This is a genomic window from Mycolicibacterium sp. XJ662 (genome assembly GCF_053484035.1).
In genome coordinates, this window is the sequence record NZ_JBEFTL010000002.1 from 412,760 (window position 1) to 437,918 (window position 25,159).

Here is a 25,159-nt window from a genome sequence, read left to right on the forward strand (position 1 = left end):
TTCCCATGCTCGACGCTTGTCGCCCGCGAGACATCCGACATTCGTCGGCAATAGTCAGGTGATCATCCGACGATCGGCGCCTACGCTGCAAACATGGAAGCGTTGGTGGCGCGGCTGTCGCGGCTGGACGCCGACGCCGAAGGCGCGCTGCGTGTGGTCACGTTTTTCGACACCCTGATGCGCAGACGCGTGGATCTGCCCGCGCTGGCGCGGGCCGCGGCGGGCCTGGCCGAGTGCACGGCCGGCATCCGCCTGCACGCCACCGGACAATCGATCCGGATGTCCCCCGCCGGCACCGAGGCCTCGGGTTCGGCGCAGTCCGCGTCGTCGGAAGCCGTCGTCACGCTCGACGACGAGGACATCGGCACCGTCTGGCTGGAGCGTTGCGGAGCGTCCCGGTCCCTCGACGAGCTTGCATTGGAGCGCCTGGCGATCGCGGTGGCCGCCGTCGTCGAACGGTACGGCCCCGCGCAGACCACGATGGCCGACCCCGCGCTGGTGGAGCTGGTCATCGCCGGCGACACCGACGATGCGGGCAGAAACCGCGCGTTGCGCCTGCTGGGTTTTGCGGCCGGCGCACCGGTCCGCGTCGCCGCCGTGCGCTCAACGACGCCGTTGGACCGGATCGGCGCCGGGGTGTGCACAATGCGGCCGGTCAAGGCGGCGCAACTCGGCGACGTCGGCGTGCTGTTGGCCGGTGGTGTGGACGACGAGGCGTTTCCGGCGGGGGTGCGCGCGGGCGTCGGCGTCGCCAAGCACGCCGCCCGGTCGTGGCGGGAGGCACGTACGGCGCTGCGGTTCACCACCGCCCGTCGACCGGTGGTGCGCTACGACGCGCTCGGTGCCGTGGCACTGCTTGCGCAGGTGCCGGAAGGCATCGCCCGCGACCATCCCGATGTGATTGCTGTCGCCCGGTTGGCAAGCGCACCAGCAGATCTCGACACACTCGATGCGTACTGCACGACGGGTTCGCTGCGTCGCGCCGCGGACGTGCTCCACCTGCATCACAGCAGCGTGGCGCGCAGGATCGATCAGCTCGGCAAAACGCTCGGGTTCAGCCTCACCGAATCCGACGGGCTGCTGCGGGCCAGCGTCGCGTTGACGACCTGGCGGCTGCTCAGCGACAGCTGAAAGCGTCAGTGCGCGAAGGGCTGTACGCGGTTGAAGTGCCCGCCGGGTTTGAGCTCGTCGAGGTGGTTCAAAACGGTGGTCAGGTCGTCGCGTAACGCCCTGGCCATGTCGGCGGAAAAGCCCTCCCGCACCACGACGCGCAGTACAGCGACGTCGTTGGCGTTGTCCGGCATGGTGTAGGCCGGTACCTGCCAGCCGTAGGCGCGCAAGGTGTGCGAGATGTCGAACTCGGTGTAGCCGAAATCGCCGGACAGCTTGAAGCTGATCACCGGGATCGCCGAGCCGTCGGTGATCACCTCGAAATGCTTGCTGTCGCGCAGCTGGTCGCCGAGCCAGCGCGCGGTCTGCGACAAGCTCTGCATGACCTGGCCGTAACCCGCTTTGCCGAGGCGCAGGAAGTTGTAGTACTGGCCGACGACCTGGTTGCCGGGCCGGGAGAAGTTCAGCGTGAACGTCGGCATGTCGCCGCCGAGATAGTTGACCCGGAACACCAGGTCCTCCGGAAGGTGTTCGGCGCTGCGCCACACCACGAACCCGATGCCCGGGTAGGTCAGGCCGTACTTGTGGCCGCTGACGTTGATCGACACCACCCGCGGCAGCCGGAAGTCCCACTGCAGGTCCGGATGCAGGAACGGCACCACGAAGCCGCCGCTGGCCGCGTCGACATGTACGGGCACGTCCACTCCCCCATCGGCGGCCAACTTGTCCAGGGCGGCGCAGATCTCGCCGATCGGCTCGAGTTCGCCGGTGTAGGTGGTGCCCAGGATCGCAACGACGCCGATGGTGTCCTCGTCGATGTTGTCGAGCACCTGCTCGGGGGTGATGACGTAGCGGTCCTTCTCCATCGGCAGGTACCGCGGTTCGACGTCGAAATAACGGCAGAACTTCTCCCACACCACCTGCACGTTGGAGCCCATCACCAGGTTGGGGGTGCGGCCCTTCCAGTCTTTACCCACGCGGTCGCGCCAGCGCCACTTCATCGCGAGCCCGGCCAGCATCACGGCCTCGCTGGAGCCGATGGTCGACACGCCCACGGCGCTGGCCGGATCGTCGTCGCGCAGGTCCTCGGCGTGGAACAGGTCGGCCACCATGCACACACAACGCTGCTCGATCGCGGCGGTCGCCGGGTACTCGTCCTTGTCGATCATGTTCTTGTCGAACGTCTCGGCCATCAGCTTCTCGGCCTGCGGGTCCATCCACGTCGTGACGAACGTCGCGAGGTTCAGCCGGGAACTGCCGTCCAGCATCAGCTCGTCGTGGATGAACCGGTAGGCCGCGTCCGGGGGCATCGACTCGTCGGGCATCCGCAGCGACGGGATCGGCGCCATCTCGAGCCGTCCCGTATAGGCCGGTGTGACAATCGGTGCGGAACTGCGCCTGCGCGACATAACAAAACCCTTTCGACTACAAACTGGCGATGGCACTGCGGATGTGCGCGAGGATTCGCGACGCTGAGGTGGGCGCGGGCTGCGGCCCGGGGTCGACGGCCGACAGGCGCGCCGCGCGGGTATGGACGAACGCCGCGGCGCCCGCGGCTTCACCGGCGGGCAGGCCCGCGGCCAGTAGCGCGCCGATCATACCCGACAGCACGTCGCCGGATCCCGCTGTGGCGGCCCAGGACTCGCGGGCGGGGCTGAGACAGACCGGCCCGCCGGGTTCGGCGACGACGGTGACGTTGCCCTTGAGCAGTACTGTGGCGCCGAGCTTGTCGGCCAGCGCACGGGTGGCGCCGACGCGGTCGCCTCCCGGCGGTGAGCCCGCCAGCCGTGCGAATTCGCCTGCGTGCGGTGTCAATACGGTCGGTGCGGTGCGTTCGGCGACGATCTCGGGGTGGGCGGCGACGATGGTCAGCGCATCGGCGTCGACGATCACCGGCAGCTCGGTCTGCAGCGCGAACCACAACGCGGATGCGCCGGCGTCGTCGGTGCCCAGCCCGGGGCCGACCACCCACGCCTGCACCCGGCCGGCCGCGCTGACGCTGGGTGTGGCGATGACCTCCGGCCACTGTGAAAGTACTTGTTGCCCAGCGGTCCCGGCGTAGCGCACCATGCCCGACGTCGCAGCGACCGCGGCACCGGTGCACAACACTGCCGCGCCGGGATAGGTCGCCGACCCGGCCAGCACGCCGGTCACCCCCTGGGTGTACTTGTCGTCACTGGCCCCGGGTAGCGGCCACCGTGCTTTGACGTCGGCGGCCTCGAGCTCGAACATGTCCGACGGTTTCAGGTTCAGGCCAATGTCGACGAGCTCGACGCGGCCGCAATCCGCCAGCGCGTGAACGGGTTTGAGACCGCCGAACGTGACGGTCAACTTCGCGGTGACGTGGGCGCCGACGGCCGTGCCGGTGTGCACGTCGATGCCGCTGGGGATGTCGACGGCGACGACGGGAGTTCCCGCATCATCCACGGCGGCGAACACCTCCGCGGCGTTGGGCCGCAATGAACCTGACCCGGAGATCCCGACGATGCCGTCGATCACCAGATCGGTTGCCTCCGGAATGCTTTGCACGATGCGGCCGCCGGCGCCGGTGAACGCCGCCAGCGCCTCGGCGTGGGCGCGTTCGGGGTTGAGCAGCACCGCCGCGACCGTCGCACCCCGTCGGCGCAGGAACGTCGCGGCCCACAGCGCATCGCCGCCGTTGTCGCCGGAGCCGACGACCGCGCAGACGCTGCGTCCGGCGACGCCGCCGGTGATCGCGGCGAGCTCGCGGGCGATCGCGGTGGACAGACCGTAGGCAGCGCGACGCATCAGGGCACCGTCGGGCAGGGACGCCAACAGCGGGGCTTCGGCCGCGCGGATCGCGTCAGCCGAGTAGTAGTACCGCATCACCGCTCAGCCTACGTCGGTCCCGACTGCGCATGGTCAGTTTCGACGGTCGGCGTCGTCCCAGAACGCGCTCGCGCGGTCGGCGATCTCGGCCGCGTACTCTCCGTTGATGGCATGCGAGGCGTCGGGCCACAGCTCGACCTGTGCGCGCGGCAACAGGTTTCGTGCCCGTGCGGCGGCGCGGACGGCGTCGTGCATGACGCTGCGGCCCCCGAGAAGCGCCAACACCGGGATGTCCAGTGAGCGCAACTGCTCGTCGGTGATCATCTTGGGCATCGCCTTGCGCAGGACGTAATCGGTGGATCCGGCGGAGATCAGCCTGGCCTCGGGCAGCGAGTCGTCGACCTCGGCGCCGCCGGAGATCCAGCTGAGGACGCGTCTGCGCAGCCCGTCCGGAATCCCCGGCAGGAACAACGCGGGCGAGGCCAGCACCGCCTTGACCGCAACCGGGGCGAACGTGAAGACGGGATCCAGCACCACCAGCGAGGCGGCCCGGCCCGGCCGGCGGACCGCATAGTTGACCGCGGTCCAGCCGCCGATCGACACCCCCATGAGATGCACCCGGTCCAAGCCCAACGCCGCCAGCGTGTCGTCGAGCCACTGCGCCTCGTCGTCGGGTCCGGTGATCGGCTTATGCTGCACCGACATTCCGGCCTCACCCAGCAGATCGACACCGAGCAGGGGGCGGCGGCCCAGCAGGGTGTCGATGTTGGTGCGCCACATCGGCGTAGAGGCGTTGCGGCCGGGTAACAGCATGACCGGCGTGGCGTCGGCCGCACCGTCGAACCGGTACACCCGGACCGTGCCGAAGGGCGTTGGCACATCGTGGGTTTCACTGACCGGTGCGAGCTCGGCCATCGCCTTCTGGTACACCTCGAGGAAGCGCCCGCGGGCTCGGTCGCCCTTGAAGTGTCCGACCGCCACTACTCGACGGTGACCGACTTGGCCAGGTTGCGCGGCTTGTCGACGTCATAGCCGCGCGCCTGCGCGACCCCCGCGGCGAACACCTGCAGCGGGATCGTCGACAGCAGCGGCTGAAACAGCGTCGACACCGGCGGGATCTCGATCAGGTGGTCGGCGTACGGGCGGACGGTTTCGTCGCCTTCCTCGCCGATCACGATGGTGATCGCACCGCGCGCCTGGATCTCGCGGATGTTCGACAGCAGCTTGGCGTGCAGCATCGGCGCGTTCTTCGGTGACGGCATCACAACGATGACCGGCACGTCGTCCTCGATCAACGCGATGGGGCCGTGTTTGAGCTCACCTGCGGCGAAGCCCTCGGCGTGCATGTAGGCGAGTTCTTTGAGTTTGAGCGCACCTTCGAGCGCCACCGGGTAGCCGACGTGGCGGCCGAGGAACAGCACGGTGTGCGACTGCGCGAACTGGTGCGCCAGTTGACGAACCGGTTCCATCAGGTCCAGCACCCGAGACACCAGCTCGGGCATGGCTTCCAGCTCGCGGTACTCGCGCTCCACCTCGTCGGGGTACTTGGTGCCGCGGGCCTGTGCAAGTGCCAGTCCGACAAGGTAATTGGCGGCAATCTGCGCCAGGAACGTCTTGGTGGAGGCGACGCCGATCTCGGGTCCGGCACGGGTGTAGAGCACCGCGTCGCATTCCCGGGGGATCTGGCTGCCGTTGGTGTTACAGATGGCCAGCACCTTGGCCTTCTGCTCCTTGGCGTGCCGCACGGCCTCCAGCGTGTCGGCCGTCTCACCGGACTGCGAGATCGCCACGACGAGCGTGTGGCGGTCTAAAACCGGGTCCCGGTAACGGAATTCACTGGCCAACTCGGCTTCGACGGGCAGCCGTGTCCAGTGCTCGATCGCGTACTTGGCGAGTAGCCCGGAGTGGAACGCGGTACCGCAGGCCACTACGAAGACCTTGTCGATCTCGCGCAGTTCCTGATCGGACAGCCGTTGCTCGTCGAGCACGATGCGCCCGTCCGTGAAGTGCCCGAGCAGTGTGTCGGAGACCGCGGCGGGTTGTTCGGCGATCTCCTTGAGCATGAAGTACTCGTAGCCGCCCTTTTCGGCAGCCGACATGTCCCAGTCGATGTGGAACGAGCGGGCACTTGCGCCGTCGTCCTCGCCATTGAAGTCGGTGATGCGGTAGCCGTCCGCGGTGACCACCACCGCCTGGTCCTGGCCCAGCTCGACGGCATCGCGGGTGTGTTCGATGAACGCCGCCACATCCGAGCTGACGAACATCTCACCCTGCCCCACGCCGAGCACCAGCGGCGTGGAGCGCCGCGCGGCGACGATCGTGCCGGGCTCGTCGGCGTTGGCGAACACCAACGTGAAGTGGCCCTCGAGCCGGCGCAGCACAGCGAGCGCGGACGCGGGAAAGTCTCCTGCGGTGTCACCGTGGCGGAACTGTCGCGAGATCAGATGGACGGCGACCTCGGTGTCGGTGTCGCTGACGAACTCGGCGCCGTCGGCTTCCAGCTCACCGCGCAGGGTCACGTAGTTCTCGATGATGCCGTTGTGCACGACGGCGAACTTGCCGGTGCTGTCGCGGTGCGGGTGGGCGTTGCGGTCAGTGGGTCGGCCGTGGGTGGCCCAGCGGGTGTGACCGAGGCCAGTGGTGCCGGTCAGGCCGTCCGATCCGGTCACGCTGAGCTCGGCCTCCAGGTTGGCCAGCCGCCCGGCCCGCCGACGCACGGTCAGCCCGCCGGAACCGTCCAGCAAGGCGACCCCCGAGGAGTCGTATCCGCGGTACTCCATCCGGCGCAGGGCGTCGACGACGATGTCACAGGCAGGGCGTTGCCCCACGTAGCCGACGATTCCGCACATAGCCATAAAGGGTAGTGCAAGAGCTACGTCACACCCGCTGCGCTACGGTTCGGTGGTGGCCAGCACGAAGAAGCTTTTCACCGCGTTGACCCGGCGCGGTCCGCACCGCGTTTTGCGAGGTGACCTGGCATTTGCCGGTCTGCCGGGCGTCGTGTTCACCCCGGAATCCGGCATGAACCTACCGGGGGTGGCGTTCGGTCACGATTGGGTGGCCAAGGCCGACCGCTACCACGGCACGTTGGAGCATCTGGCGTCCTGGGGCATCGTCGCCGCGGCACCCGACACCGAGACCGGCTTGGCGCCGTCGGTCCTCAACTTCGCGTTCGACCTGGGCACGGCGCTGGACATCATCACCGGCGTGCGGCTGGGCCCGGGCAAGATCAGCGTGCATCCAACCAAGCTCGGCGTCGTCGGACACGGTTTCGGCGGTTCGGCCGCGGTGTTCACGGCGGCCGGGATGCCGGCCGGACCCAACGCGCCGAAAGCCGTCGTCGCGGCATTTCCCAGCGTCACCCGGCCCGCGGCGGAGGAGCCCGCCGCGTCGCTGGCGGTGCCCGGCCTGGTGCTGACCGCTCCGGGTGATCCGATGACGTTGCGGTCCAACGCGGTGGAGCTGAGCCGGGTGTGGAAGTCGGCCACGCTGCGGACGGTGAACAAAGCCAAGGCGGGGGGGATCATCGAGGGCCGACGGCTGGCTCGTGTGGTGGGGCTGCCCGGTGCCGATCGCAGCACCCAGAAGGTGGTGCGGGCGTTGATGACCGGCTATCTGCTGCACCTGTTGACCGGCGACAAGACCCACCGTGATTTCGCCGACCCTGAGGTCGCGCTGCCCAAGTCGCCGGCGGTCGACCCGTTCTCCGATGACCCGGTGGATCTGCAGGACAAGGTCATCGCCCTTCTGAAGCCCTAGGAGCCATTCGCAGTGCGCACCGGCATCTTCCTCAGTTACGCCGACTCATTTCTCGACGCCGTCGACGAGGTCGTCGAGTTGGAGAAAATCGGCGTCGACCTCGCCCTGGTGGCCGAGGCCTACTCCTACGACGCGATCAGCCAACTGGGCTTTTTGGCCGCGAAGACGTCCCGGATCGAGTTGGGCACCGGCGTCGTTCCGATCTACATCCGCACGCCCACCTTGCTTGCGATGACGGCGGCCGGCCTCGACTACGTGTCCGGGGGCCGGTTCCGGTTGGGCATCGGCACCTCGGGCCCGCAGGTGATGGAGGGTTTTCACGGGGTGCCCTTCGACGCGCCGTTGGGCCGCACCCGCGAGGTCGTCGAGGTCTGCAGGCAGGTTTGGCGCCGCGAAAAGGTGCAGCACGACGGGAAGCACTACCAGATCCCGTTGCCTGCTTCGCAGGGCACCGGGCTGGGCAAGCCGCTGCATCTGATCAATCACCCTGTGCGCGACCGTATTCCGGTGACCATTGCGGCGCTGGGTCCGAAGAACGTGGCGCTGACCGCGGAGATCGCCGAGGGGTGGCAGCCGGTGTTCTTCTATCCGGAGAAGGCCGAGGAGGTGTGGGGGCCTTCGCTGAAGGCGGGGTTCGCCAAACGGGATGCCGCGCTAGGGCCGTTGGATGTGATGGCGAGCGCGACGCTGGCGATCGGTGACGACGTCGACGACCGGTTAGCTTGGGGCAAGCCGCAATTGGCGCTATACATCGGCGGGATGGGGGCGCGCGGCCGCAACTTCTACCACAATCTGGCGACCCGCTACGGGTACGGCGAGGTGGCCGATCACATCCAGGACCTCTACCTTGCGGGCAAGAAGACCGAAGCGATCAATGCGGTGCCCGACGAGTTGGTGCGCCAAGTGTCGCTGGTGGGGCCGCGAGGGTTCGTCAAGGAACGGTTGGCGGCCTACGCCGAGGCGGGTGTGACGACGATGTTGCTTCATCCACTCGGCGTCGATAGGCGCGAATCGGTGCGTTTCGTCGAGGAATTGCAGTCGCTGCTGCCGTAGCCGATTAAACGAATTGGGCCGACTGCCTGTAGAGTGGTGCCCAGCGGCATCTTCTGTTCTGCCTTTTGCCGCTTCTCGATCGTCATACCGAGCGCCGCGGAATCTTCCGCGCCGGGCAGGACGACCATCCTCACTTTCGGAGTTTCCTACTTGTCTGTTCAAAACACCTGTGGCACAAGCGTGCCCACCTTCGCTGACCTCGGCCTGTCTGAGGCTGTCGTCAGCGTTCTCGCCGCCAACGGCGCCGAGACCCCGTTTCCGATCCAGGCAGCCACGCTGCCGGACTCACTGGCTGGCCGTGACGTGCTCGGCCGTGGCCGGACCGGATCCGGTAAGACCTACGCGTTTCTGTTGCCGATGGTGACGAGGCTCACTACACATCGCACCAAGCGGGTTTCGGGTCGTCCGAGGGCGCTCATCCTCGCGCCCACACGCGAACTCGTCGCGCAGATCGCGGCGTCATTGGCGCCGCTGGCCGCCGAGACGGGCTTGCGCACGGTGACGATCTTCGGCGGTGTCGGACCCCAGCCGCAGATTTCAAAGCTGCGTGCGGGCGTCGACGTCGTGATCGCATGCCCCGGACGTCTGGAAGACCATGTGAAATCGGGCCATGCCGATTTGTCCGCCGTCGAGATCTCAATACTCGACGAGGCCGACCACATGGCCGATCTCGGCTTCCTGCCGCCCGTGAAGCGGCTGCTGGACAAGACGCCGCGAGACGGGCAGCGGATGTTGTTCTCCGCCACGCTCGATGGCGGCGTGGATGTGCTGGTCAAGCGTTACCTCAACAACCCTGTGGTGCACAGCGTGGATTCGGTGGAAGCGCCGGTCACCGCGATGGAACACCACGTGTTGCATGTCGAGAAGGCTTCGCGCATCAACGTGCTGACCGACCTGGCGGCATCGCCCGGTCGGACAATCGTCTTTTCCCGCACCAAGCACGGCGCCAAAAACTTGACTCGCCAGCTGAATTCGCGGGGTGTTCCGGCGGTAGAACTGCACGGCAACCTGTCGCAGAATGCCCGCACCCGCAATCTCGCGGCGTTCTCCGACGGTTCGGCGACCGTGATGGTCGCGACGGATATCGCGGCGCGAGGAATCCACGTCGATGACGTGAACCTCGTCGTACACGCCGATCCCCCGGTCGAACACAAGGCGTACCTGCATCGGTCCGGTCGCACGGCGCGCGCCGGAGCCGACGGCACGGTGGTGACGCTCATGCTCGACGACCAGGTCTCCGATGTGCGACAGCTCGTCCGCAAAGCGGGTGTGAAGCCGACGATCACGCGGTTCAGCGGTGCATCGCACCCGGTGTTACTTGAGATCGCGCCAGGCGAACGCACGTTCTCGAAGCCGCTGGTACTCAGCCGGCCAGAGCCGCCCAAGGCGCCTCAGCGCCCGCGTCGGCGTCGGTCGTCGCGTGGGAGACGCCCCGCCGGCGCTGCGGTCCGCGCGTAGAGCGGGCGAGTTTCCGCCGCCCGTGGTCGCCGAGTGTGCGGTTGACGCACACGAATCGTGGGACGGGCGGTAACAACCGCACTCTCGGCAATACTTCGCGCACGCGTGATCTGAGCGCCGATTCTTGTCGGTGGGGCATGGCAATATCGAACACATGTTCGAGGGGTTTCGGTCGGTCGATGATGCGGGGTTGATCGCTGAGATCCAGGCGTGCGCTCGTTTTGAGGCTGCGGTTGCCGCGCGGCGGTTGGCCGCGACCGGTGAGTTGGCTGCGCGCTGCAGGGAGTCTTATGAGCAGCGCGAGCATTGGGTGGTCGATGGGTGGGATTGCGCGGCCGCCGAGGTGGCCGCGGCGATGGGGATCACCCGGTATCGGTCCGGGCAACAGATGGCGATCGGGTTGGCGTTGCGTAACCGGCTGCCCAAGGTTGCGGCGCTGTTTAGTGAGGGTTTGATCAGCGCGCAGGTGATTTCGACGATCACCTGGCGCACCCATCTGGTGTTGGAGGGCGAGCCGTTGGCGCGGGTGGATGCCGAGATCGCCGAGCGCGCGGCCGCGTGGGGGGCGTTGGGTCAGCAGCGGTTGGAGTTGGCCGTCGACGCGGTGGTCGAGACCCATGATCCGGATGCGCGGCGGCGCTATCGCGACGCGGCGCGCGAGTGTGATGTGCAGGTGGGCAAGCCCGATGACGCCACCGGTACCGCGTCGTTGTATGGGCGGCTTTCGGCCACTGACGCGAAGTTGTTGATGGCGTGTCTGGAGCAGATGGTCGCGGGGATATGTGATGGCGATCCGCGCAGTGCCCGGCAGCGGCGCGCGGCGGCGTTGGGGGCGTTGGCCGCCGGGGCGGATCGGCTCACCTGCCAGTGCGGTAGCCCGCAATGCCCGTGGGCCAACACAGATGACCCGCGTGCGGCCCGGTTCGTCATTCACGTGCTCACCGACACCGCGCCCACCGCCCAACCCCCGGCCGAGACCACCGCGGAGCGGTCCCGCGACACCGGCGCGGAAACATCTGCCCCCGACCAGGGGACACCGGAGCCGGTCGATGAGGAGTTGGTGCCCCCGCCGATCGATGAGGAGTCAGAGGCCGAGCCCACACCGCCGCCGCCCGAATCGGTGGCCGGTGCCAATTTGTGGGCGCCAAACCATCCCGAGAGCTCGGGGTCGGCGGGGGTGATCGTCGGTGGTGGGGTGATCCCGCCGGCGTTGTTGGCCGAGTTGGTCGCCAACGGCGCCAAAATCCAAACCGAGTATCGCCCTGCGGCGACAGAAGCCGAGCCGCGCTATCGGCCGTCGCGGGCTTGTGAGCGGTTTGTGCGGTTGCGCGATATGACGTGTCGCTTCCCCGGCTGTGACCGCCCGGCCGAGTACTGCGATCTCGACCACACCACCCCGTACCCGGGCGGGCCGACGCACCCGTCAAACATCAAGTGCCTGTGTCGTTTTCATCATTTGGTGAAGACGTTTTGTGGTTGGTCTGACCAACAATGCCCCGACGGCACCGTCATCTGGACCGCGCCCAGCGGCCACACCTATCGCACCCATCCCACCAGCAAGCTGTACTTCCCACACTGGGACACCACCACCGCCGACCTCCCACCGCCGGCCAACGCACCTCCACCCTCGGCGCAACGCGCCCTGAAGATGCCACGACGACGGCGCACCCGCGCCGCCGACAACGAAGCACGCATCACCGCCGAACGCAAACTCAACGGGACGATGCCGCCACCGAGTTACTGAGCATTGACGATTCCCTTCGGCTGGCAGCGATCTCACCGAGCAGCGCAACGACGACACCGAATGCGAAATACAGTGGTACCAACCATGGTCCAACTCCGAACAATCCATCGGAGTCGTCGTGGTAGGCGAACAGACCGGCTTTGGCGAGCACGATTTCGACCGCTGGACCGATGACGGCGGCAAGCACACCACACACCGTTGACGGCCCGTCACCCAGCACACACCAGATGATTACCGCTATCGCGACGATCAGCGCCGTGGCCGGCACCGGAGGTGCGCCGTGTACCAGTGCCGTCGTGATGTAGGTGCCAACTACTGCCGCGACCCCCGCGACACCCTGCCGCACCGTGACGTCGGTCCGCGGTCGCGGGAGGTGCAAGCGAATCTCGGCCAACGATGCGGTTGCAGCGCCCACCAATATTGGGAACCAGATCGGGCTGCTCCACACGAACGGCACCGCCTCGGTGAAGTATTCAGTCGTACCGGTGACAACGTGGCTATGGTCGCCGACCAACGAAGCCGCAGCACCCAGCAAGAAGAAGAACCCCAATTCCCGCATACGCAATCTCACGCTCGGACCGTACCGTGCCGAGTTGGCGCCCGCGGCTGTGATCACGGCGCGCGGTTACTCCCCCACCTGCGGCAGTTCGTCGGCGGCTATCTCACACGGAGTGCCCGCTCCCGGTGGCGGCTCAGGTGATGCAGGCGGCGGTGGCTCTGTAATGGGCGGTGGCAGCGGCTCCGGCGGTGGCGTCGGCTCCGGCGCCGTCTCCACCGCAGCTTCGTCCGCGAGCACTTCATCCTCCTGCGGCACAGGCTCTTCCGCAGGTGGCTCACAAACAGTATTGGGTTCGCCGGCCGCGGCTTCCTCCGCTTCCGCGTCATCGACTTCTTCAGCTTCGTCCAGCTCCGGCTCATCCAGCTCCGCCGCGTCGAGTTCCGGTTCATCGAGCTCGGGGACTTCGGCCCCCGCATCGCCCACCGACCCCAACAGACCGCCGAGCGTTTCGCCCAGCTGCTGGGCGAAACCTGATAGCCCACCGCCTATCTCGGGAATGCCGCCACCGCCGAGCGACGGCATCGCAGGCGGAGCCAGCGCAGGCGCCGCTGCTGCGGGATCGACCGGCGCCGCAGCGGCAGGCGGCGCCACGGCAGACGGCGCCACGGCAGGCGGGGCCACAGCGGGTGCCGAAGGCGCCGCAGTAGTAGGCGGCACAGCAACGGGCGCAGGCGCACTCCACGCGGGCGCGACACTCGGCGCCTGCGACGCGACGGTCTCCGAAGGCGGCGTCCACGCCGGGCCCAGATCACCCGGCACCGCGAACACCGCATCACCCTCAGACGCAAGCTCAGCCGTCACCGCATCGTATGCCGCCTCGATCGCATCGACAGCGGCCCGCATCGCCGTCATCCATTCTCCGCCGATCACGTTGGCGACAAACGGTTTTACCTCCTGGTCGACCAGCTCACTGGCCACCGCTCGGTCGCCGGCGCCGGTGGTCACGGTCTGAGCCGCCGCCAGCCAATCGGGTCGCTGCACCTGATCATCGACGGCCAACACCGTCGCAACCTTGCCGTCGACGGCCTGCCACAGCTTGTCCCGCAACTCGCCCAGGCCATCCGCTGCGGTGCGCACCGCCGCCGCTGCCACCGCCGACGCTTCACCGTGGCGCCGCAGGAACTCCCGCGCCGCATCAGCGCCCCGACCATGCCACGCCGCCGTCAGCGCAAGCCGTTGATCGTCCTGCCGCGCGAGTGCCTCTGCCGCCGTCGTCGCTGCCGCCCGCAGCGACGCGCAATCGGCATCCAACGCCGCTAGGTTCAAACCCTCCTCGCTGGCGTACCGCTCACACACCTGTGCCGCGTCCGTCGTGAGATCCGGATGCTCATAGCCGAGCATCCGGCATGCCCACACATAGTTCTGCACGGCCTCCACAGACGGCATGCCCTCAGCCAATCGCGAAGCAACATCGAAGACCATCGCTCAACCCACTCGCCTGCCGGCGCGCGCGTCGGCCTCCAGGTAGCGGTCCGCCGAAATCCGTAATACGGTGGCGATTTCACTACACGCGCGCGACCACTGCCGTAGCTGGTGCACCACGTGCTCCAGCCCATCGCGCACAGCGTCACCCCGCGCGACATACTCCCGACCCGCCGTCGCTCCGTCGAACGTCAGACCGGCCAGATGCGTACGCACCGCGCCGTCGAGAAGGTCGGCCACCGACTGATACTGGTCTGCCACACCGAGCAACGCCGCAACATCGACACCCGCGGCGTCAGCTTGTCCCATATAGGTTTGGACGCAGCGGAGGCGCTTTCGGTTCCATCCTCAGCGCGCGGCGCTGACCTGCTCGGCCACCCGCACCGCCAACTGCCGTGCGGTGTCCTCGTCGGCCGCTTCCACCATCACCCGAACGACTTGCTCAGTTCCCGAGGGCCGCAACAAGATTCGGCCGGTATCGCCTAGCTCGGCTTCCACCTGCGCGACGGCGGTGCGAACTGACGGCGCGTCGGCCACCGTCGCCTTGTCCGTCACCTTCACATTGATCAGCACCTGGGGCAGCGTCTGCATCGGCTCGGCCAGCGCCGCAAGCGGCTTGCGGGTCTGTGCCATCCGCGACATCAACCGCAAGGCGGTGACGATGCCGTCACCCGTGGTGCCCAGCGTGGGCATGACGATGTGGCCGGACTGCTCGCCGCCGAGCGAGAATTCGCCCGCCCGCAGTTCCTCGAGCACATACCGGTCACCGACGCTGGTAGTGCGCACGTTCACCCCCGCCGCGCGCATCGCCAGATGCAACCCTAGATTGCTCATCACGGTCGTGACCAGCGTGTTCGACGCCAGCTCACCGGCTTCCTGCATCGCAAGCGCCAGGATCACCATGATCGCGTCGCCGTCGACGATGCGGCCGCTGGCGTCGACGGCCAGGCACCGGTCGGCGTCGCCGTCGTGCGCGATCCCCAGATCTGCGCGGTGGGACACCACGGCGGACTGCAGGGCTTCCATGTGCGTGGAACCGCACCGGTCGTTGATGTTGAGGCCGTCGGGCGCGGAGTTGATCGCGACGACGTCGGCGCCGGCAGCCCGGTAGGCCTGGGGAGCCGCGGTCGAGGCGGCACCGTGGGCGCAGTCGACGACGACGGTCAGCCCGTCGAGGCGGGTGGTGACCGCCTTACCGGCGTGCCGCAGGTAGCGGTCGAGGGCGTCCTCGGCGTCGACGACACGGCCGATGCTCGCGCCGACGGGTCGCTCGCCGGGGCCTTGATGGACCAGTTCTTCGATCCGGTCCTCGGTGGCGTCGTCGAGTTTGTGGCCGCCGGGCCCGAAGATCTTGATGCCGTTGTCGGGCATCGGGTTGTGCGACGCGCTGATCATCACGCCGAAGTCGGCATCGTAGGCGCCGGTCAGGTACGCCACGGCCGGGGTGGGCAGCACGCCGACCCGCAGCGCGTCGACGCCCTCGCTGGTCAGGCCCGCGATCACGGCCGCTTCGAGCATCTCGCCGCTGGCCCGTGGATCGCGGCCGACGACGGCCACCCGGCGGGCCTGCCCGCCGACGGTGCCCAGCCGGCGCGCCGCCGCCGAGCTCAGGGCCAGCGCCAGTTCGGCGGTCAGATCCTGGTTGGCGACCCCGCGCACGCCATCGGTGCCGAACAGTCGAGCCATGCCGACAAACTTCTCACAGACGCCGCCGGAAAAACCAATTGGCGACGACACCACTCGTGCCGCCGCCGAATCGGTATCCAACCGCGACTCACCGCCCGCGTCCGAACAGACGGACACGGGCGGTGGACGCTGACTATTTAGTTCTGGCCTTCAGCGGGCTGCTCAGCGGGAGCCTCTGCGGCGCCCGGCGCGGTCTCACCCTGTCCCGGGGCGCTCTCGGCCTGTCCCGGGGCCACCTCGGCCCGGCCGGGGGCCTGCTCCGACTGTCCCGGGCCACCCGGCTGGATGTTCACCGTGCCGAGGTTGTTCGTGCAAACGACCTGCTCAGCACCGTTGTTCAGGACGGCCTCCGCGACCGAGTTCACCTCGGCAACCTCGACGTCGCAGAGCGCAGCCGCGATCTGCGCTGCATCGGTCACAGCCACGTCCTCCAGCACCCCAGCGGTGCCGATGGCCACGTTGACCCGGTCGTTGTTGTTCTGGGCGTCGTCCGGCTGCGCGGTGGCGACACCGAGCCCGGCAGTGAACAGCAGCGATCCGCCCATCAGGGCGCCTGCAGCAGCGTTTCTCACGACGTTCCTCATCAAATGCTCCTTTGTCGATGGGCGGCAGTGATCCGGCGCGGCGCAACGTTCGCGCGGCCGCGATGGCAGGAATGGCCCGCCGACGCACGAGAGGCGCCCCTGCCGCCCGGACGGGACTTCCCGCACCCGCCGTGCGACCAAACACGAACTTTGCGAAAGACGCCGTCCGGGCAGGTCACGGACCGATTTAGGCCTGAGACGGCTCACCGCCCGCACCAAAGGGTGCGGGCGGTGAGGTTGGGGCGTTGTTTAGTTGTTCGGGCCACCCGGCGTCGGGTTACCGGGAGCCTGTGCGGGGCCGCCACCAGGCGCCTGACCTGACTGGCCAGGAGTACCAGCGTTCTGCGTCAGCGTGATCTCGCCACCTGGCACGTCGCAGACGGTCTCAGACGGCGCCGTTCCGCTGTCGACGGCCTCAGCCAACACATTGACGCTGCCGATGTCGGCCACGTCGCAGATAGCTGCCGCGACGGTCGCCGCGACGCCGACGTTCACGTCCTCGAGGATGGTGACGTCACCGACGCCCACGTTGACGAGACCGTCCTGCACGTTGAGCGGTTGCGCGCCCGCCAGGCCCAGGCCAGCGGTGAACAGCAGTGATCCGCCGATCAAAGCGCCCGTGGATGCTCTCTTCACGATGTTCCGCATCAGATATTCCCTTCTGTCAGGAAGCAGCGGATCCGGCCCCCGACACGCGATCCGCCGCAGTGGCAGGTTTGCCTGCCTGGCGGAAGGCCCTCTGCTTCCGAACAGACGGGTTACACGCTCAAGGGGTAAGTCAAACCAAAATTTAAGAAACAGAACGTAACTCGCGCGTATAATGCGTTGCGCTAATTAACTGGGAGGTAAAGGCTGTCTGGTCGACCGCAGCTAAGGCCTCAATCGGACATCGTTCCGTACCCCGGCGGACGTTACTGGCAAAAACAAAACCGCCGGGCTCGCGATGCGAACCCGGCGGTTTTGCAAACAGTCGATCAGCGCTTGCTGTACTGAGGCGCCTTGCGGGCCTTCTTGAGCCCGTACTTCTTGCGCTCGATTTCCCGTGGGTCACGGGTCAGGAAGCCGGCCTTCTTCAGCGCCGGCCGATCCTCGGGCTGCACCAGGATCAGCGCCCGCGCGAGGGCCAGGCGCAGCGCGCCGGCCTGCCCGGACGGGCCGCCACCGTCGAGGTGGGCGTAGACGTCGAAGCTCTCCAGCCGATCCACGGTCACCAGCGGGGCCTTGATCAGCTGCTGGTGCACCTTGTTCGGGAAGTAGGCCTCGAGGCTGCGCCCGTCGAGGTTGAACTGGCCGGTGCCGGGCACCAGCCGCACCCGCACCACAGCCTCCTTGCGGCGGCCGACGGTCTGCACGGGGCGGTCGAAGACCACGGGCTCACGCGGGGCGGCCTCGGTCTCGGCCACAGTCTCGGTGGTGTCGGTGTCTGGGGTCGTCTCAACTGACTCGGTCACTGGGCCACCTGCTTGATCTCGTACGGAATCGGCTGCTGGGCGGTGTGCGGATGATCCGGCCCGACGTAGACGCGCAGCTTCTTCTTGATCTGGCGGCCCAACTTGGTGTGGGGGATCATGCCGAGGATCGCCTTCTCGACGACCCGGTCCGCGTGCTTCTCCATCTCGTCACCGAGCGACCGCCTGCGCAGGCCACCGGGGTAACCCGAGTGGCGGTAGAAGAACGTGCGGTCGGCCTTGTTACCGCTGATCGCGATCTTTTCGGCGTTGATGACGATGACGAAGTCGCCACCGTCGACATTCGGCGTGAATGTCGGCTTGTGCTTGCCGCGCAACAGATTCGCTGCCGCGACGGCGAGCCGGCCGAGCACCACGTCGGTGGCGTCGATGACGTACCACGAGCGCGTGGTGTCACCCGCCTTCGGCGTGTACGTAGGCACAGCGCATACCTCTCTTCTCGGGTTACCTAATGCCGGTCAGGGCGGTTGCGGTGGGAAACCCTCGGCGACCGACATTGACCCGAGGCCCGGCGTTCCGCACGCCAACGACGCAGCTTACCTGCGAGCGTCGTCGCAGGTCAAAACGTACTGTGCGGTCCCGCCCGGCTCCCCTCCAAGGCGGGACCGCACAGTGTCCCGGCGGGGCTAGGCGCCCCAGGCGTTGGCGGCGCTGCGGTCGGTGGCCGCGACGTCATCCGCGCCGTCGCGAACCGCATTGCCCAGGTTGAACAGGATGTCGTTGAGCGCACCGGCCGCCTGCTCCCAGCGACTCTGTTCGACGCGGTAGGCCTGCGCAGCCTCACGTGTCCAGATCTGCTGCAGCGGCGCGATCTGGGCGCGCAGATCGTCGAGCGCCGCGTTCAGCCGCGCCGACGTGGCGTGGATCTCCTGCCGGACCGTGTGCTCGATCTCACCGAAGTTGTACGCAAGCGTGTGGTCCATGGCTCACAACTCCGTGCCGACGGCGCCGAGGCGCTGGGAGTGGCTCTCGCTGGCTTGAGCCAGCGTCTGCCGGTTCTGCCGGATGGTCTCGGTGATCCGCGCGAGCGCCGTGTGCAGCTTGAGCGATTCGGTGTTCCACCGGTCCACCACCTCCCTGAACCGGGTGGCGGCCACACCGCCCCACACCGACGGCGGCACGCTGCTCATCCGCCCGATGAACGACTGCAGAAACGCCCGGATCTCGTCGTTGCGTGCATCGGTCTTGTCGGCGACCGCGGCCATCAGGTCGAAGTCGGTGTTCAGCGCACCGCCTGCGGGTGTGGTCATGGGCTTCCTTTCATCGTGCCGTTATCAAGTTGGACGCAGGCGCGGCCCGTTCGGTTCCATCGCCGAAGAACTTTTTTCAATGCACCGCATGTGCGCTGCGGATCGCCTGTTCGCAAGCCTCACGCACCAGTTGCTCCTCTCCTTTCGGGCTCTGGCAGCCGATCGCGATGCGCACGCGCCCGTCGACCAGTACCGCCCAGGCGACCGTGTGATCTGCTCGAACTTCCCGATACGTCACCGCGTCGCGGTCGGCGCGGTGACCGGCCGCAGTGAAATCGAGGAAGACACCGGGTGTTTCGGCGTCAAGCGCCGCGCGTAGCGCGGCTGCCGTCACCTCGAGGCGTTCGTCGGGCGCCCCGATCGACTGCGTCAGGTGCACGGCGACATCGCCACGCGAAGGGGACGCGATCTGCACCCGCGCAGACCCCGGGCCGGTCGTGACATGTTGCACGGTCCAGTCGGCGGGCACCAAGATGCCCACCCGGCCCTCCACCAACCACGCCGTCGAGTCGGCGGCGGTTCCGCCGTGCAGTGCCGCCGCCGCTACGGCTACCGCGCCGACGAGGACCGCCGCCACCCAGGGCCGACGTCCGCGCCGCGCGTTGGCAGGCGGGCGTTCGATGCGCCTGGACCGCAACACTTCCCGCCGCACCGCGTCCTCGTCGACCTCGAGGACCTCGATACCGTCGCTCCGCAGCCGGCCGACGATCGCGGCGTCCGGGGCATCGATGAGCACGACGGGCGACGCGCCGACCGCCGAAGCGACCGCCTCCGCCGTCGTGGCCGCGTCGCCGTGGTGCGCGACGACGACCGCGCGCCCGTCGGCGTGGGTGACGACGACGAGGTCACCTGCCAACTCGACGATCGTCGGTCGCCGCGGAGCAGCCACTGCTCGCAACAGCTCGGTGCGCTGTAGGACGACGACGTCTTCGGCGACGGCGTGGGCCGCCTCCCGCGCCCGGTCGGTGCGCGCCGACGGCCACCACGTCGGGCAGATCACCACCAGCGTGCCGGCCTCCTCGCCGGCGGCCGCCCGCATGACGTCCTGCCACAGTTCCTGCACCGCCACCGGCCGGTCGTCGAGCAGCGCGATGTCGTCGTCGATGCACTCCAGTGCCGCCGAAACCCATTCGGGAGGAACGCTATTGGGGCCGCGGATGCGACGGGGTCCGACTTCGAGAACGGTTTCGGTCACGGCGGCTCGACCCAGGCGACCTGGATGAGCTGATGCGCATCGGCGCGGGTGATCAGCGTGGCCCTGCCCGGCGGTAACGGTGCCGGTCGAACCGCGCCGAGCAGCACACCCTCCTCCGGGTCCGCGCTCAACATCAGCCCGGTGCAACCCGGTTCGCGCAGCCGGGCCAGTACCGGATCGAACATCGCCCGCGCCGCACCGCTGGACCGGCGGGCGACAATGACGTGCAGACCCAGATCCTTGGCGTGCGGCAACAGGTCGGCAAGCGGCGTCAACGGGTTTCCCGTCGACGTCGCGACCAGGTCGTAATCGTCGACGACGACGTAGATCTGCGGCCCCGACCACCACGACCTGTCGCGCAACTGCTGCTGGGTGACGTTCTCCCCCGGCATTCTGGCCTCCAGGCGCGACAGCAGCGACCGCATGCGCGATGCGAGCGCCGCCGAGGACGCCGCGTATCCGGCGAGGTGATCTGTTTCCACGACGCCCAGCAGGGTGCGGCGAAAGTCGACGATCTCGATCTGTGCTTCCTCGGTGCTGGCGCCGCCGATGATCTGGTGACACAGCAGGCGCAGCACCGACGTCTTACCCGACTCGGCTTCACCCAGCACCAGCAGATGTGGCTGCGCGGCGAGATCGAGTGTTACCGGCTGCAATTCACGCTCGCCCATGCCGATGAGGACGTGCGGCGGAATTGGCGGTTGCGCGGCGACGAGGTCCTCCAATTCGATGCGGCCGGGCAGCAGTTCCACCGCCGGTGCGCGGCGTCCGCCGTAGCGGCGCTGCAACCGCTCGACGCCGTCCCACCGGGGCAGCGCGAGCAGCATCTCCCGACCGTCGGCGGTGAGACCGCGCCCCGGACTAGCCGTGCTGAGTTGGCGGGCGCGCTTGCGGTCCATCTCCGATTCGGCAGGTTCGCCGAGCCGCAACTCGATGCGCGTCGCAATCTGGTCTTTGAGCCCGGGCCGCAACTCAGCCCAGCGCGATGCTGTCACGACGACGTGGACTCCGAACGAAAGGCCATACGCGGCAAGGGCGGTGATCGGCGCCTCGAGCGCGTCGAACTCCTGGCGTAAGGTGGCCCAGCCGTCGACGATGAGGAAGACGTCGCCGAACGGATCGGTCGGGTCACCGCAAGCGCGTCGGGCCCGGTCCTCCCTGGCGCGGACGATCGACTGCATGACCGCGACCGTGCGACGGCACAAGTCCACATCCCGCCGTCCGGCCACCGATCCCATGTGCGGCAGATCGCGCAGCGACGACAACGTTCCCCCGCCGAAATCCAGGCAGTAGAAGCTGACCTCGCCCGGATCGTTGGCCTCCGCCAGCGCCAGCATCATCGTGCACAACGCCGTGGACTTACCGGACCGCGGCGCCCCGACGATAGCCACGTTGCCCGCGGCACCGGACAGGTCAACGGTCAGTACGTCGTGACGTTGCTCAAACGGCCGGTCCACCAACCCGATCGGGACCTTCAGCCCACGAACCCGGCCGGGGAGGAGCTGATCGAGGGTCGGCGAGGTGGTCAGCGGCGGCAACCACACCTGGTGTGCGGCGGCGCCGCGCCCGCCGACGCGGTCCAACACCGTGTCCAGCACCGTGCGTTCCTCCCGGGGCCCCGGGTTCTTCGCCGCGGTGGGCAGAAGGACCGGCGCCGCGGTGAACGTCCGCGGCAGCAACGGCTGTTCGCACTCGACAGCGGGCGCCGCGGTGATGCCGGATACGAACGCGGTCTGAAACCGGGTCAGGTCCCCCGATGCGGTCTTGAGATACGCCGCGCCCGGACTGCCCGGCAGGTGGTAGGCGTCGGGAACCCCCAGCACCGCGCGCGAGTCGCCGGCCGAGAACGTCTTGAGGCAGATCCGGTAGGAGAGGTGGGTTTCCAGACCGCGTAACCGGCCTTCGTCGAGGCGCTGGCTGGCCAGCAGCAGGTGCATACCCAGCGAGCGGCCGAGTCGGCCGATCGCCACGAACAGCTCCGCGAAATCAGGGTGTTGGCTCAACAGCTCGGAGAACTCGTCGACGACGATGAACAAGGCGGGCAACGGCGGGTGTGCTGCCCCCTGCGTTCGGGCGCGCTCGTAGTCGGTGATGTTCGCGAACCCGCCTGCGGCCCGCAACAACTCCTGGCGCCGGTGCATCTCACCGGCCAACGCATCGCTCATTCGGGTGACCAGGTGCGCCTCGTCGGCGAGGTTGGTGATGATCGCCGCGACGTGTCGCGCCCGCTCCAATCCGAGGAAGGTCGCGCCGCCCTTGAAGTCCACCAGCACCAGGTTCAGCACCTCGGGCGAATGAGCCACGATGGCACCGAGCACCAGCGTGCGCAAGAACTCCGATTTTCCCGAACCGGTTGCGCCCACGCACAACCCGTGTGGGCCCATACCGTTACGTGCGGCCTCGTTGATGTCGAGTCGCACCGGCGACCCATCCTGCGCGACGCCGATGGGGATGGACATGATGCGCCCGCTTTTGGTCGACGCCCACCGCCGCTCAGGGTCGATGCGGTGCGGATCGTCGATACCCATCAGCTCCAACCACCCGCGGGTCGGGCCCGCGTGGCTGCCACTGATGCGATAGGGCGACAACCGTCGTGCACACGTCGCGGCCTGGCTCCGCGTCAACGAATCAACCCGCACGGTACCGTCGACCGCCAGGCGCAACCCTGGCGCGGTGAGCGTCGCGCCGACCTCCAGAACGGTGACCGCAACCTGGTCGCACCCACCCGCCGGCGCGCCGTCGACGATCACCACGGCCCAGGGCGACGTCACCGCCTCCACGGCCTCTTGGAGGCTGCCGTAGACCAGCCGCTGCGGCCCGACGGCGTCGACCTCGCGGGGATGCTGGTGGTGTGGCAGCCATTTCAGCCACTCCCACTCGTGACGGGTATCCGGACCGACCACCGCGGCGACGGCGAGCATGTCGGGTCCGTGTGCCACCGCCAGCTGGCAGACCATCGCCCGGATCAACGCGCGGGCGGCGCCGACGTCCCCCTCGACGGTTACCGCGCTGTGCTCGGGTAGTGCCACGACGACGGGCACGTCGGCGAGCATCGACCGCTGCTCGATCAACCGGCGCATCGCGTCCACGGTGACGGGGTCGTGCTGATCGGACGGTCCGAGCGTCGGCGCCACCAACACGGTGCTCAGCGGCTGATCGCCGATCCCGACCCGCACGTGGCCGAAGTCGGCGTCTTGTCGTTGACGCTCCCACATCCGCGGACCGCCCACCAGCGTCCACAGCGCTGACGGGTCCGGGTGGCTCCGCCACAGCGAAAGGTGCTGGGCTTCGGCGGCTTGCGCGATCGTGGCGTCAAGCGTGTCGAGGTAGCGCAGGTAGCTCTTCCGGTCCTCGTTGATCTCGGCGGAGCGGTTGGCGCCGCGCGCGCCGTAGGCGACGGTGCCGAGCACCGATACCAGCATCATCACCGGGAAGAACAGAAACATCGGGTTGCGGGCAGACGCCGCACCGGACGTGAAATAGAAGGCCATCATCCCGACGGCGGCCACCAGCATGGCAAGGGGCATCAGCCGGGCAAGTGGGTTCACCGCAACCACCTTGGGTACCGGTGGCGGCGCCTCGACAGCCAGCTCACCGGACACCGTCGGCGGCACCGCAGGTCGCGCTTCCCGGACGAACTCCATCAAACAGTTGGACGCCGGGAACGGCGTTTCGGTTCCATCCACAGCGCACAAGATTGCTGCGCGAACGCGCCCTGCAGCGGGGTTACGGTGACTGCGGGCGGGAGGATTCCGGGGGGTCGCGATGCGAAATGCACTATGCCGATTGACCGTTGCGCACGATCGGGGCGACAACTTCCACGAGGTGGATCTCGCGCTGCCCCGCAGCATCGACCTGTGCGCGCTGATGCCGGCCATCGTGGAACTGGCACACGGCACGACCGCTGCGGTCACCGGCACCGGTTGGCGGCTCCTCCACGTCGACGGTCAGCCGCTCGACCAAGCGATGACTTTGGCGGACAACGACGTTGACGACGGAACCACGCTGCTGCTCACCGCCGCCGTGCCGCCGAAGCCGGTGTGGCGACCCAGCGACGTCAGCCAGATCGCGGTGCAGCTTGCCGACATCGACGAGCGGCCGCCACGATTGTCGGTGGCCGGTTGTCTGGTCGCGGCGGTCGCCGCCGCCGCAGCGCTCGGATGGTCGGCGACCCCCGCGGCGCTGGTCACTGCCGGGGGCCTGACCGTGGTTACGGCGGTGGCCGCAATCCTGAGGGACCGGGCATACGCCGACGGCGCGCTGGCGGCGACGCTGAGCGCGGCGGCGGTGATGTTCGCCGCTGCAACGGGGTTCGCGGCCGTCCCTGGCGCAGCTGGTGCGGCGCATGTTCTGCTGTCGGCTGCGGCTGCCTTGTCAGCGGCCGTGGCCCTGCTGCGCCTGACACGCTGCGCCACCACGTGGTTGACGGCGATCGCCACGGCCGCCGTACTGACCGCCGCGGTGACGGGTGTCGCGGTCGGGTGGCACCTGCCCGCCGCGACCATCGGGGCGTCGCTGGCCGCCGCGTCGCTCGCGGCCCTGTCTGTGGCGCCACGCATCTCGATGTTGATGACCGGTGTCGGTCCGTCACCGCCCGATGCGCCGACCCCGGACACCGACCGGGTGCGGCGGGCGCATCGGGTGCTGACCGGGGTGATCGTGGGCGCCACGAGCGCGGCGGTGCTGGGCTGCGGGATCGTCGCGTTCGCAGCGCTGACCGACGACGCGGCGAAGGTGGGCGCCGCCGCGTTCGTCGCCGTCACCGCTGCCGTGTTGCTTCTTCGCACCCGCACGCACGCGGATCCGGCTCGCCGCACCGCGCTGGGTGCCGGTGGAATCGTCGCGGCCACTGCGTGCTTCGTGATCGCCACCGCCGCATCGCCCGGCCATGTCCACTGGCTCAGCCTTTTGGCGGTCATCGCCGGTGTCGCCGGGCTGACGCGGCCGGTCAGCCCCGTGACGCAGCGTTTGGTCGACGTCATCGAGTACCTCGCGGTCGCGGCCGTGGTGCCGCTGGCCTGCTGGGTGGCCGGCGTCTACGGGACGGTCCGCACCATGGGGCTGTTGTGACGGCGGCGCG

The 25,159-nt window shown here is 68.3% G+C and carries 22 protein-coding genes; 6 read left to right on the forward strand and 16 right to left on the reverse strand.

What is annotated here, in order from left to right; translation table 11 throughout:
- Nucleotides 1-93 precede the first annotated feature (93 nt).
- Nucleotides 94-1,131, forward strand: a complete 1,038-nt coding sequence (locus tag ABQE93_RS09270; protein WP_448406842.1) for a helix-turn-helix domain-containing protein — start codon at nucleotides 94-96, stop codon at nucleotides 1,129-1,131.
- A 5-nt stretch (nucleotides 1,132-1,136) separates the two neighbouring features.
- On the opposite strand, the gene ABQE93_RS09275 is transcribed toward ABQE93_RS09270, so the two are convergent.
- From ABQE93_RS09275 to glmS, 4 genes are read right to left on the reverse strand one after another with little or no spacing between them, the layout of a single operon-like run.
- Nucleotides 1,137-2,519, reverse strand: a complete 1,383-nt coding sequence (locus ABQE93_RS09275) for a glutamate decarboxylase (RefSeq protein WP_448406841.1) — start codon at nucleotides 2,517-2,519, stop codon at nucleotides 1,137-1,139.
- Between the two features lie 16 nt (nucleotides 2,520-2,535).
- Nucleotides 2,536-3,957 carry an NAD(P)H-hydrate dehydratase gene (locus tag ABQE93_RS09280; protein ID WP_448406840.1) on the reverse strand — a complete coding sequence of 474 codons (1,422 nt, stop codon included), beginning with the start codon at nucleotides 3,955-3,957 and terminating at the stop codon, nucleotides 2,536-2,538.
- Between the two features lie 36 nt (nucleotides 3,958-3,993).
- Nucleotides 3,994-4,881 carry an alpha/beta fold hydrolase gene (locus ABQE93_RS09285; RefSeq protein ID WP_448406839.1) on the reverse strand — a complete coding sequence of 296 codons (888 nt, stop codon included), beginning with the start codon at nucleotides 4,879-4,881 and terminating at the stop codon, nucleotides 3,994-3,996.
- Complete coding sequence (glmS, locus tag ABQE93_RS09290; protein WP_448406838.1) at nucleotides 4,881-6,749, reverse strand: glutamine--fructose-6-phosphate transaminase (isomerizing); 1,869 nt, start codon at nucleotides 6,747-6,749, stop codon at nucleotides 4,881-4,883. Before glmS ends, ABQE93_RS09285 begins: the two co-directional genes overlap by 1 nt.
- A gap of 55 nt (nucleotides 6,750-6,804) precedes the next feature.
- On the opposite strand from glmS, the gene ABQE93_RS09295 reads away from it, so the two are divergent.
- The 4 genes from ABQE93_RS09295 to ABQE93_RS09310 all read left to right on the forward strand — a co-directional run bounded on the left by ABQE93_RS09295 (nucleotide 6,805) and on the right by ABQE93_RS09310 (nucleotide 11,914).
- The gene (locus tag ABQE93_RS09295; RefSeq protein WP_448406837.1) at nucleotides 6,805-7,659 is read left to right on the forward strand and encodes a dienelactone hydrolase family protein; all 855 of its coding nucleotides are present in this window, start codon (nucleotides 6,805-6,807) and stop codon (nucleotides 7,657-7,659) included.
- Between the two features lie 12 nt (nucleotides 7,660-7,671).
- Complete coding sequence (locus ABQE93_RS09300; protein ID WP_448406836.1) at nucleotides 7,672-8,712, forward strand: LLM class F420-dependent oxidoreductase; 1,041 nt, start codon at nucleotides 7,672-7,674, stop codon at nucleotides 8,710-8,712.
- Between the two features lie 180 nt (nucleotides 8,713-8,892).
- On the forward strand, nucleotides 8,893-10,170 hold the full coding sequence (locus ABQE93_RS09305) for a DEAD/DEAH box helicase (protein ID WP_448406835.1): 1,278 nt from the start codon (nucleotides 8,893-8,895) through the stop codon (nucleotides 10,168-10,170).
- Between the two features lie 154 nt (nucleotides 10,171-10,324).
- Nucleotides 10,325-11,914 (forward strand): HNH endonuclease signature motif containing protein, encoded by a 1,590-nt coding sequence (locus ABQE93_RS09310; RefSeq protein WP_448406834.1) that lies wholly within the window; start codon nucleotides 10,325-10,327, stop codon nucleotides 11,912-11,914.
- Here the strand turns inward: ABQE93_RS09310 and ABQE93_RS09315 are convergent.
- From ABQE93_RS09315 to eccCa, 12 genes are all read right to left on the reverse strand, one after another.
- On the reverse strand, nucleotides 11,883-12,485 hold the full coding sequence (locus ABQE93_RS09315) for a diacylglycerol-binding protein (protein WP_448406833.1): 603 nt from the start codon (nucleotides 12,483-12,485) through the stop codon (nucleotides 11,883-11,885). The two genes, ABQE93_RS09310 and ABQE93_RS09315, sit on opposite strands and share 32 nt — an antisense overlap.
- A gap of 54 nt (nucleotides 12,486-12,539) precedes the next feature.
- Complete coding sequence (locus tag ABQE93_RS09320; protein WP_448406832.1) at nucleotides 12,540-13,859, reverse strand: hypothetical protein; 1,320 nt, start codon at nucleotides 13,857-13,859, stop codon at nucleotides 12,540-12,542.
- Between the two features lie 39 nt (nucleotides 13,860-13,898).
- Nucleotides 13,899-14,204 (reverse strand): DUF7162 family protein, encoded by a 306-nt coding sequence (locus ABQE93_RS09325; protein WP_448406831.1) that lies wholly within the window; start codon nucleotides 14,202-14,204, stop codon nucleotides 13,899-13,901.
- Between the two features lie 39 nt (nucleotides 14,205-14,243).
- On the reverse strand, nucleotides 14,244-15,581 hold the full coding sequence (glmM, locus tag ABQE93_RS09330; RefSeq protein WP_448406830.1) for a phosphoglucosamine mutase: 1,338 nt from the start codon (nucleotides 15,579-15,581) through the stop codon (nucleotides 14,244-14,246).
- Nucleotides 15,582-15,718: 137 nt separating this feature from the next.
- The gene (locus ABQE93_RS09335) at nucleotides 15,719-16,165 is read right to left on the reverse strand and encodes a hypothetical protein (protein ID WP_448406829.1); all 447 of its coding nucleotides are present in this window, start codon (nucleotides 16,163-16,165) and stop codon (nucleotides 15,719-15,721) included.
- A 249-nt stretch (nucleotides 16,166-16,414) separates the two neighbouring features.
- Nucleotides 16,415-16,813 (reverse strand): hypothetical protein, encoded by a 399-nt coding sequence (locus tag ABQE93_RS09340; RefSeq protein ID WP_448392868.1) that lies wholly within the window; start codon nucleotides 16,811-16,813, stop codon nucleotides 16,415-16,417.
- A gap of 326 nt (nucleotides 16,814-17,139) precedes the next feature.
- Entirely contained in the window at nucleotides 17,140-17,616 is a 477-nt protein-coding gene (rpsI, locus tag ABQE93_RS09345; RefSeq protein WP_448406828.1) for a 30S ribosomal protein S9, read from the reverse strand.
- Entirely contained in the window at nucleotides 17,613-18,056 is a 444-nt protein-coding gene (gene rplM, locus ABQE93_RS09350) for a 50S ribosomal protein L13 (protein WP_448392866.1), read from the reverse strand. The genes rpsI and rplM overlap by 4 nt, the downstream gene beginning before the upstream one ends.
- Before the next feature lie 204 nt (nucleotides 18,057-18,260).
- The gene (locus ABQE93_RS09355) at nucleotides 18,261-18,557 is read right to left on the reverse strand and encodes a WXG100 family type VII secretion target (RefSeq protein WP_448406827.1); all 297 of its coding nucleotides are present in this window, start codon (nucleotides 18,555-18,557) and stop codon (nucleotides 18,261-18,263) included.
- A gap of 3 nt (nucleotides 18,558-18,560) precedes the next feature.
- A complete protein-coding gene (locus ABQE93_RS09360; protein WP_448406826.1) occupies nucleotides 18,561-18,884 on the reverse strand; it encodes a WXG100 family type VII secretion target in 324 nt (107 codons plus the stop codon).
- Nucleotides 18,885-18,960: 76 nt separating this feature from the next.
- Nucleotides 18,961-20,079: a type VII secretion-associated protein gene (locus ABQE93_RS09365; RefSeq protein WP_448406825.1), complete on the reverse strand. Its 1,119-nt coding sequence runs from the start codon at nucleotides 20,077-20,079 to the stop codon at nucleotides 18,961-18,963.
- Nucleotides 20,076-23,723, reverse strand: a complete 3,648-nt coding sequence (gene eccCa / locus ABQE93_RS09370; protein ID WP_448407260.1) for a type VII secretion protein EccCa — start codon at nucleotides 23,721-23,723, stop codon at nucleotides 20,076-20,078. The genes ABQE93_RS09365 and eccCa overlap by 4 nt, the downstream gene beginning before the upstream one ends.
- A gap of 142 nt (nucleotides 23,724-23,865) precedes the next feature.
- On the opposite strand from eccCa, the gene eccD reads away from it, so the two are divergent.
- Nucleotides 23,866-25,149, forward strand: a complete 1,284-nt coding sequence (gene eccD, locus ABQE93_RS09375) for a type VII secretion integral membrane protein EccD (RefSeq protein ID WP_448406824.1) — start codon at nucleotides 23,866-23,868, stop codon at nucleotides 25,147-25,149.
- Nucleotides 25,150-25,159: the final 10 nt, after the last annotated feature.

Excerpts from the sequence above, each read along its gene's own strand:
- glmM (WP_448406830.1), bottom strand. The coding sequence starts at position 15,581 with ATGGCTCGACTGTTCGGCACCGATGGCGTGCGCGGGGTCGCCAACCAG.
- eccCa (WP_448407260.1), bottom strand. The coding sequence starts at position 23,723 with ATGGAGTTCGTCCGGGAAGCGCGACCTGCGGTGCCGCCGACGGTGTCC.
- glmS (WP_448406838.1), bottom strand. The coding sequence starts at position 6,749 with ATGTGCGGAATCGTCGGCTACGTGGGGCAACGCCCTGCCTGTGACATC.
- ABQE93_RS09335 (WP_448406829.1), bottom strand. The coding sequence starts at position 16,165 with ATGAGGAACGTCGTGAGAAACGCTGCTGCAGGCGCCCTGATGGGCGGA.
- ABQE93_RS09340 (WP_448392868.1), bottom strand. The coding sequence starts at position 16,813 with ATGCGGAACATCGTGAAGAGAGCATCCACGGGCGCTTTGATCGGCGGA.
- ABQE93_RS09355 (WP_448406827.1), bottom strand. The coding sequence starts at position 18,557 with ATGGACCACACGCTTGCGTACAACTTCGGTGAGATCGAGCACACGGTC.
- ABQE93_RS09325 (WP_448406831.1), bottom strand. The coding sequence starts at position 14,204 with ATGGGACAAGCTGACGCCGCGGGTGTCGATGTTGCGGCGTTGCTCGGT.
- ABQE93_RS09280 (WP_448406840.1), bottom strand. The coding sequence starts at position 3,957 with ATGCGGTACTACTACTCGGCTGACGCGATCCGCGCGGCCGAAGCCCCG.
- ABQE93_RS09320 (WP_448406832.1), bottom strand. The coding sequence starts at position 13,859 with ATGCCGTCTGTGGAGGCCGTGCAGAACTATGTGTGGGCATGCCGGATG.
- ABQE93_RS09270 (WP_448406842.1), top strand. The coding sequence starts at position 94 with ATGGAAGCGTTGGTGGCGCGGCTGTCGCGGCTGGACGCCGACGCCGAA.
- ABQE93_RS09275 (WP_448406841.1), bottom strand. The coding sequence starts at position 2,519 with ATGTCGCGCAGGCGCAGTTCCGCACCGATTGTCACACCGGCCTATACG.
- ABQE93_RS09360 (WP_448406826.1), bottom strand. The coding sequence starts at position 18,884 with ATGACCACACCCGCAGGCGGTGCGCTGAACACCGACTTCGACCTGATG.
- ABQE93_RS09310 (WP_448406834.1), top strand. The coding sequence starts at position 10,325 with ATGTTCGAGGGGTTTCGGTCGGTCGATGATGCGGGGTTGATCGCTGAG.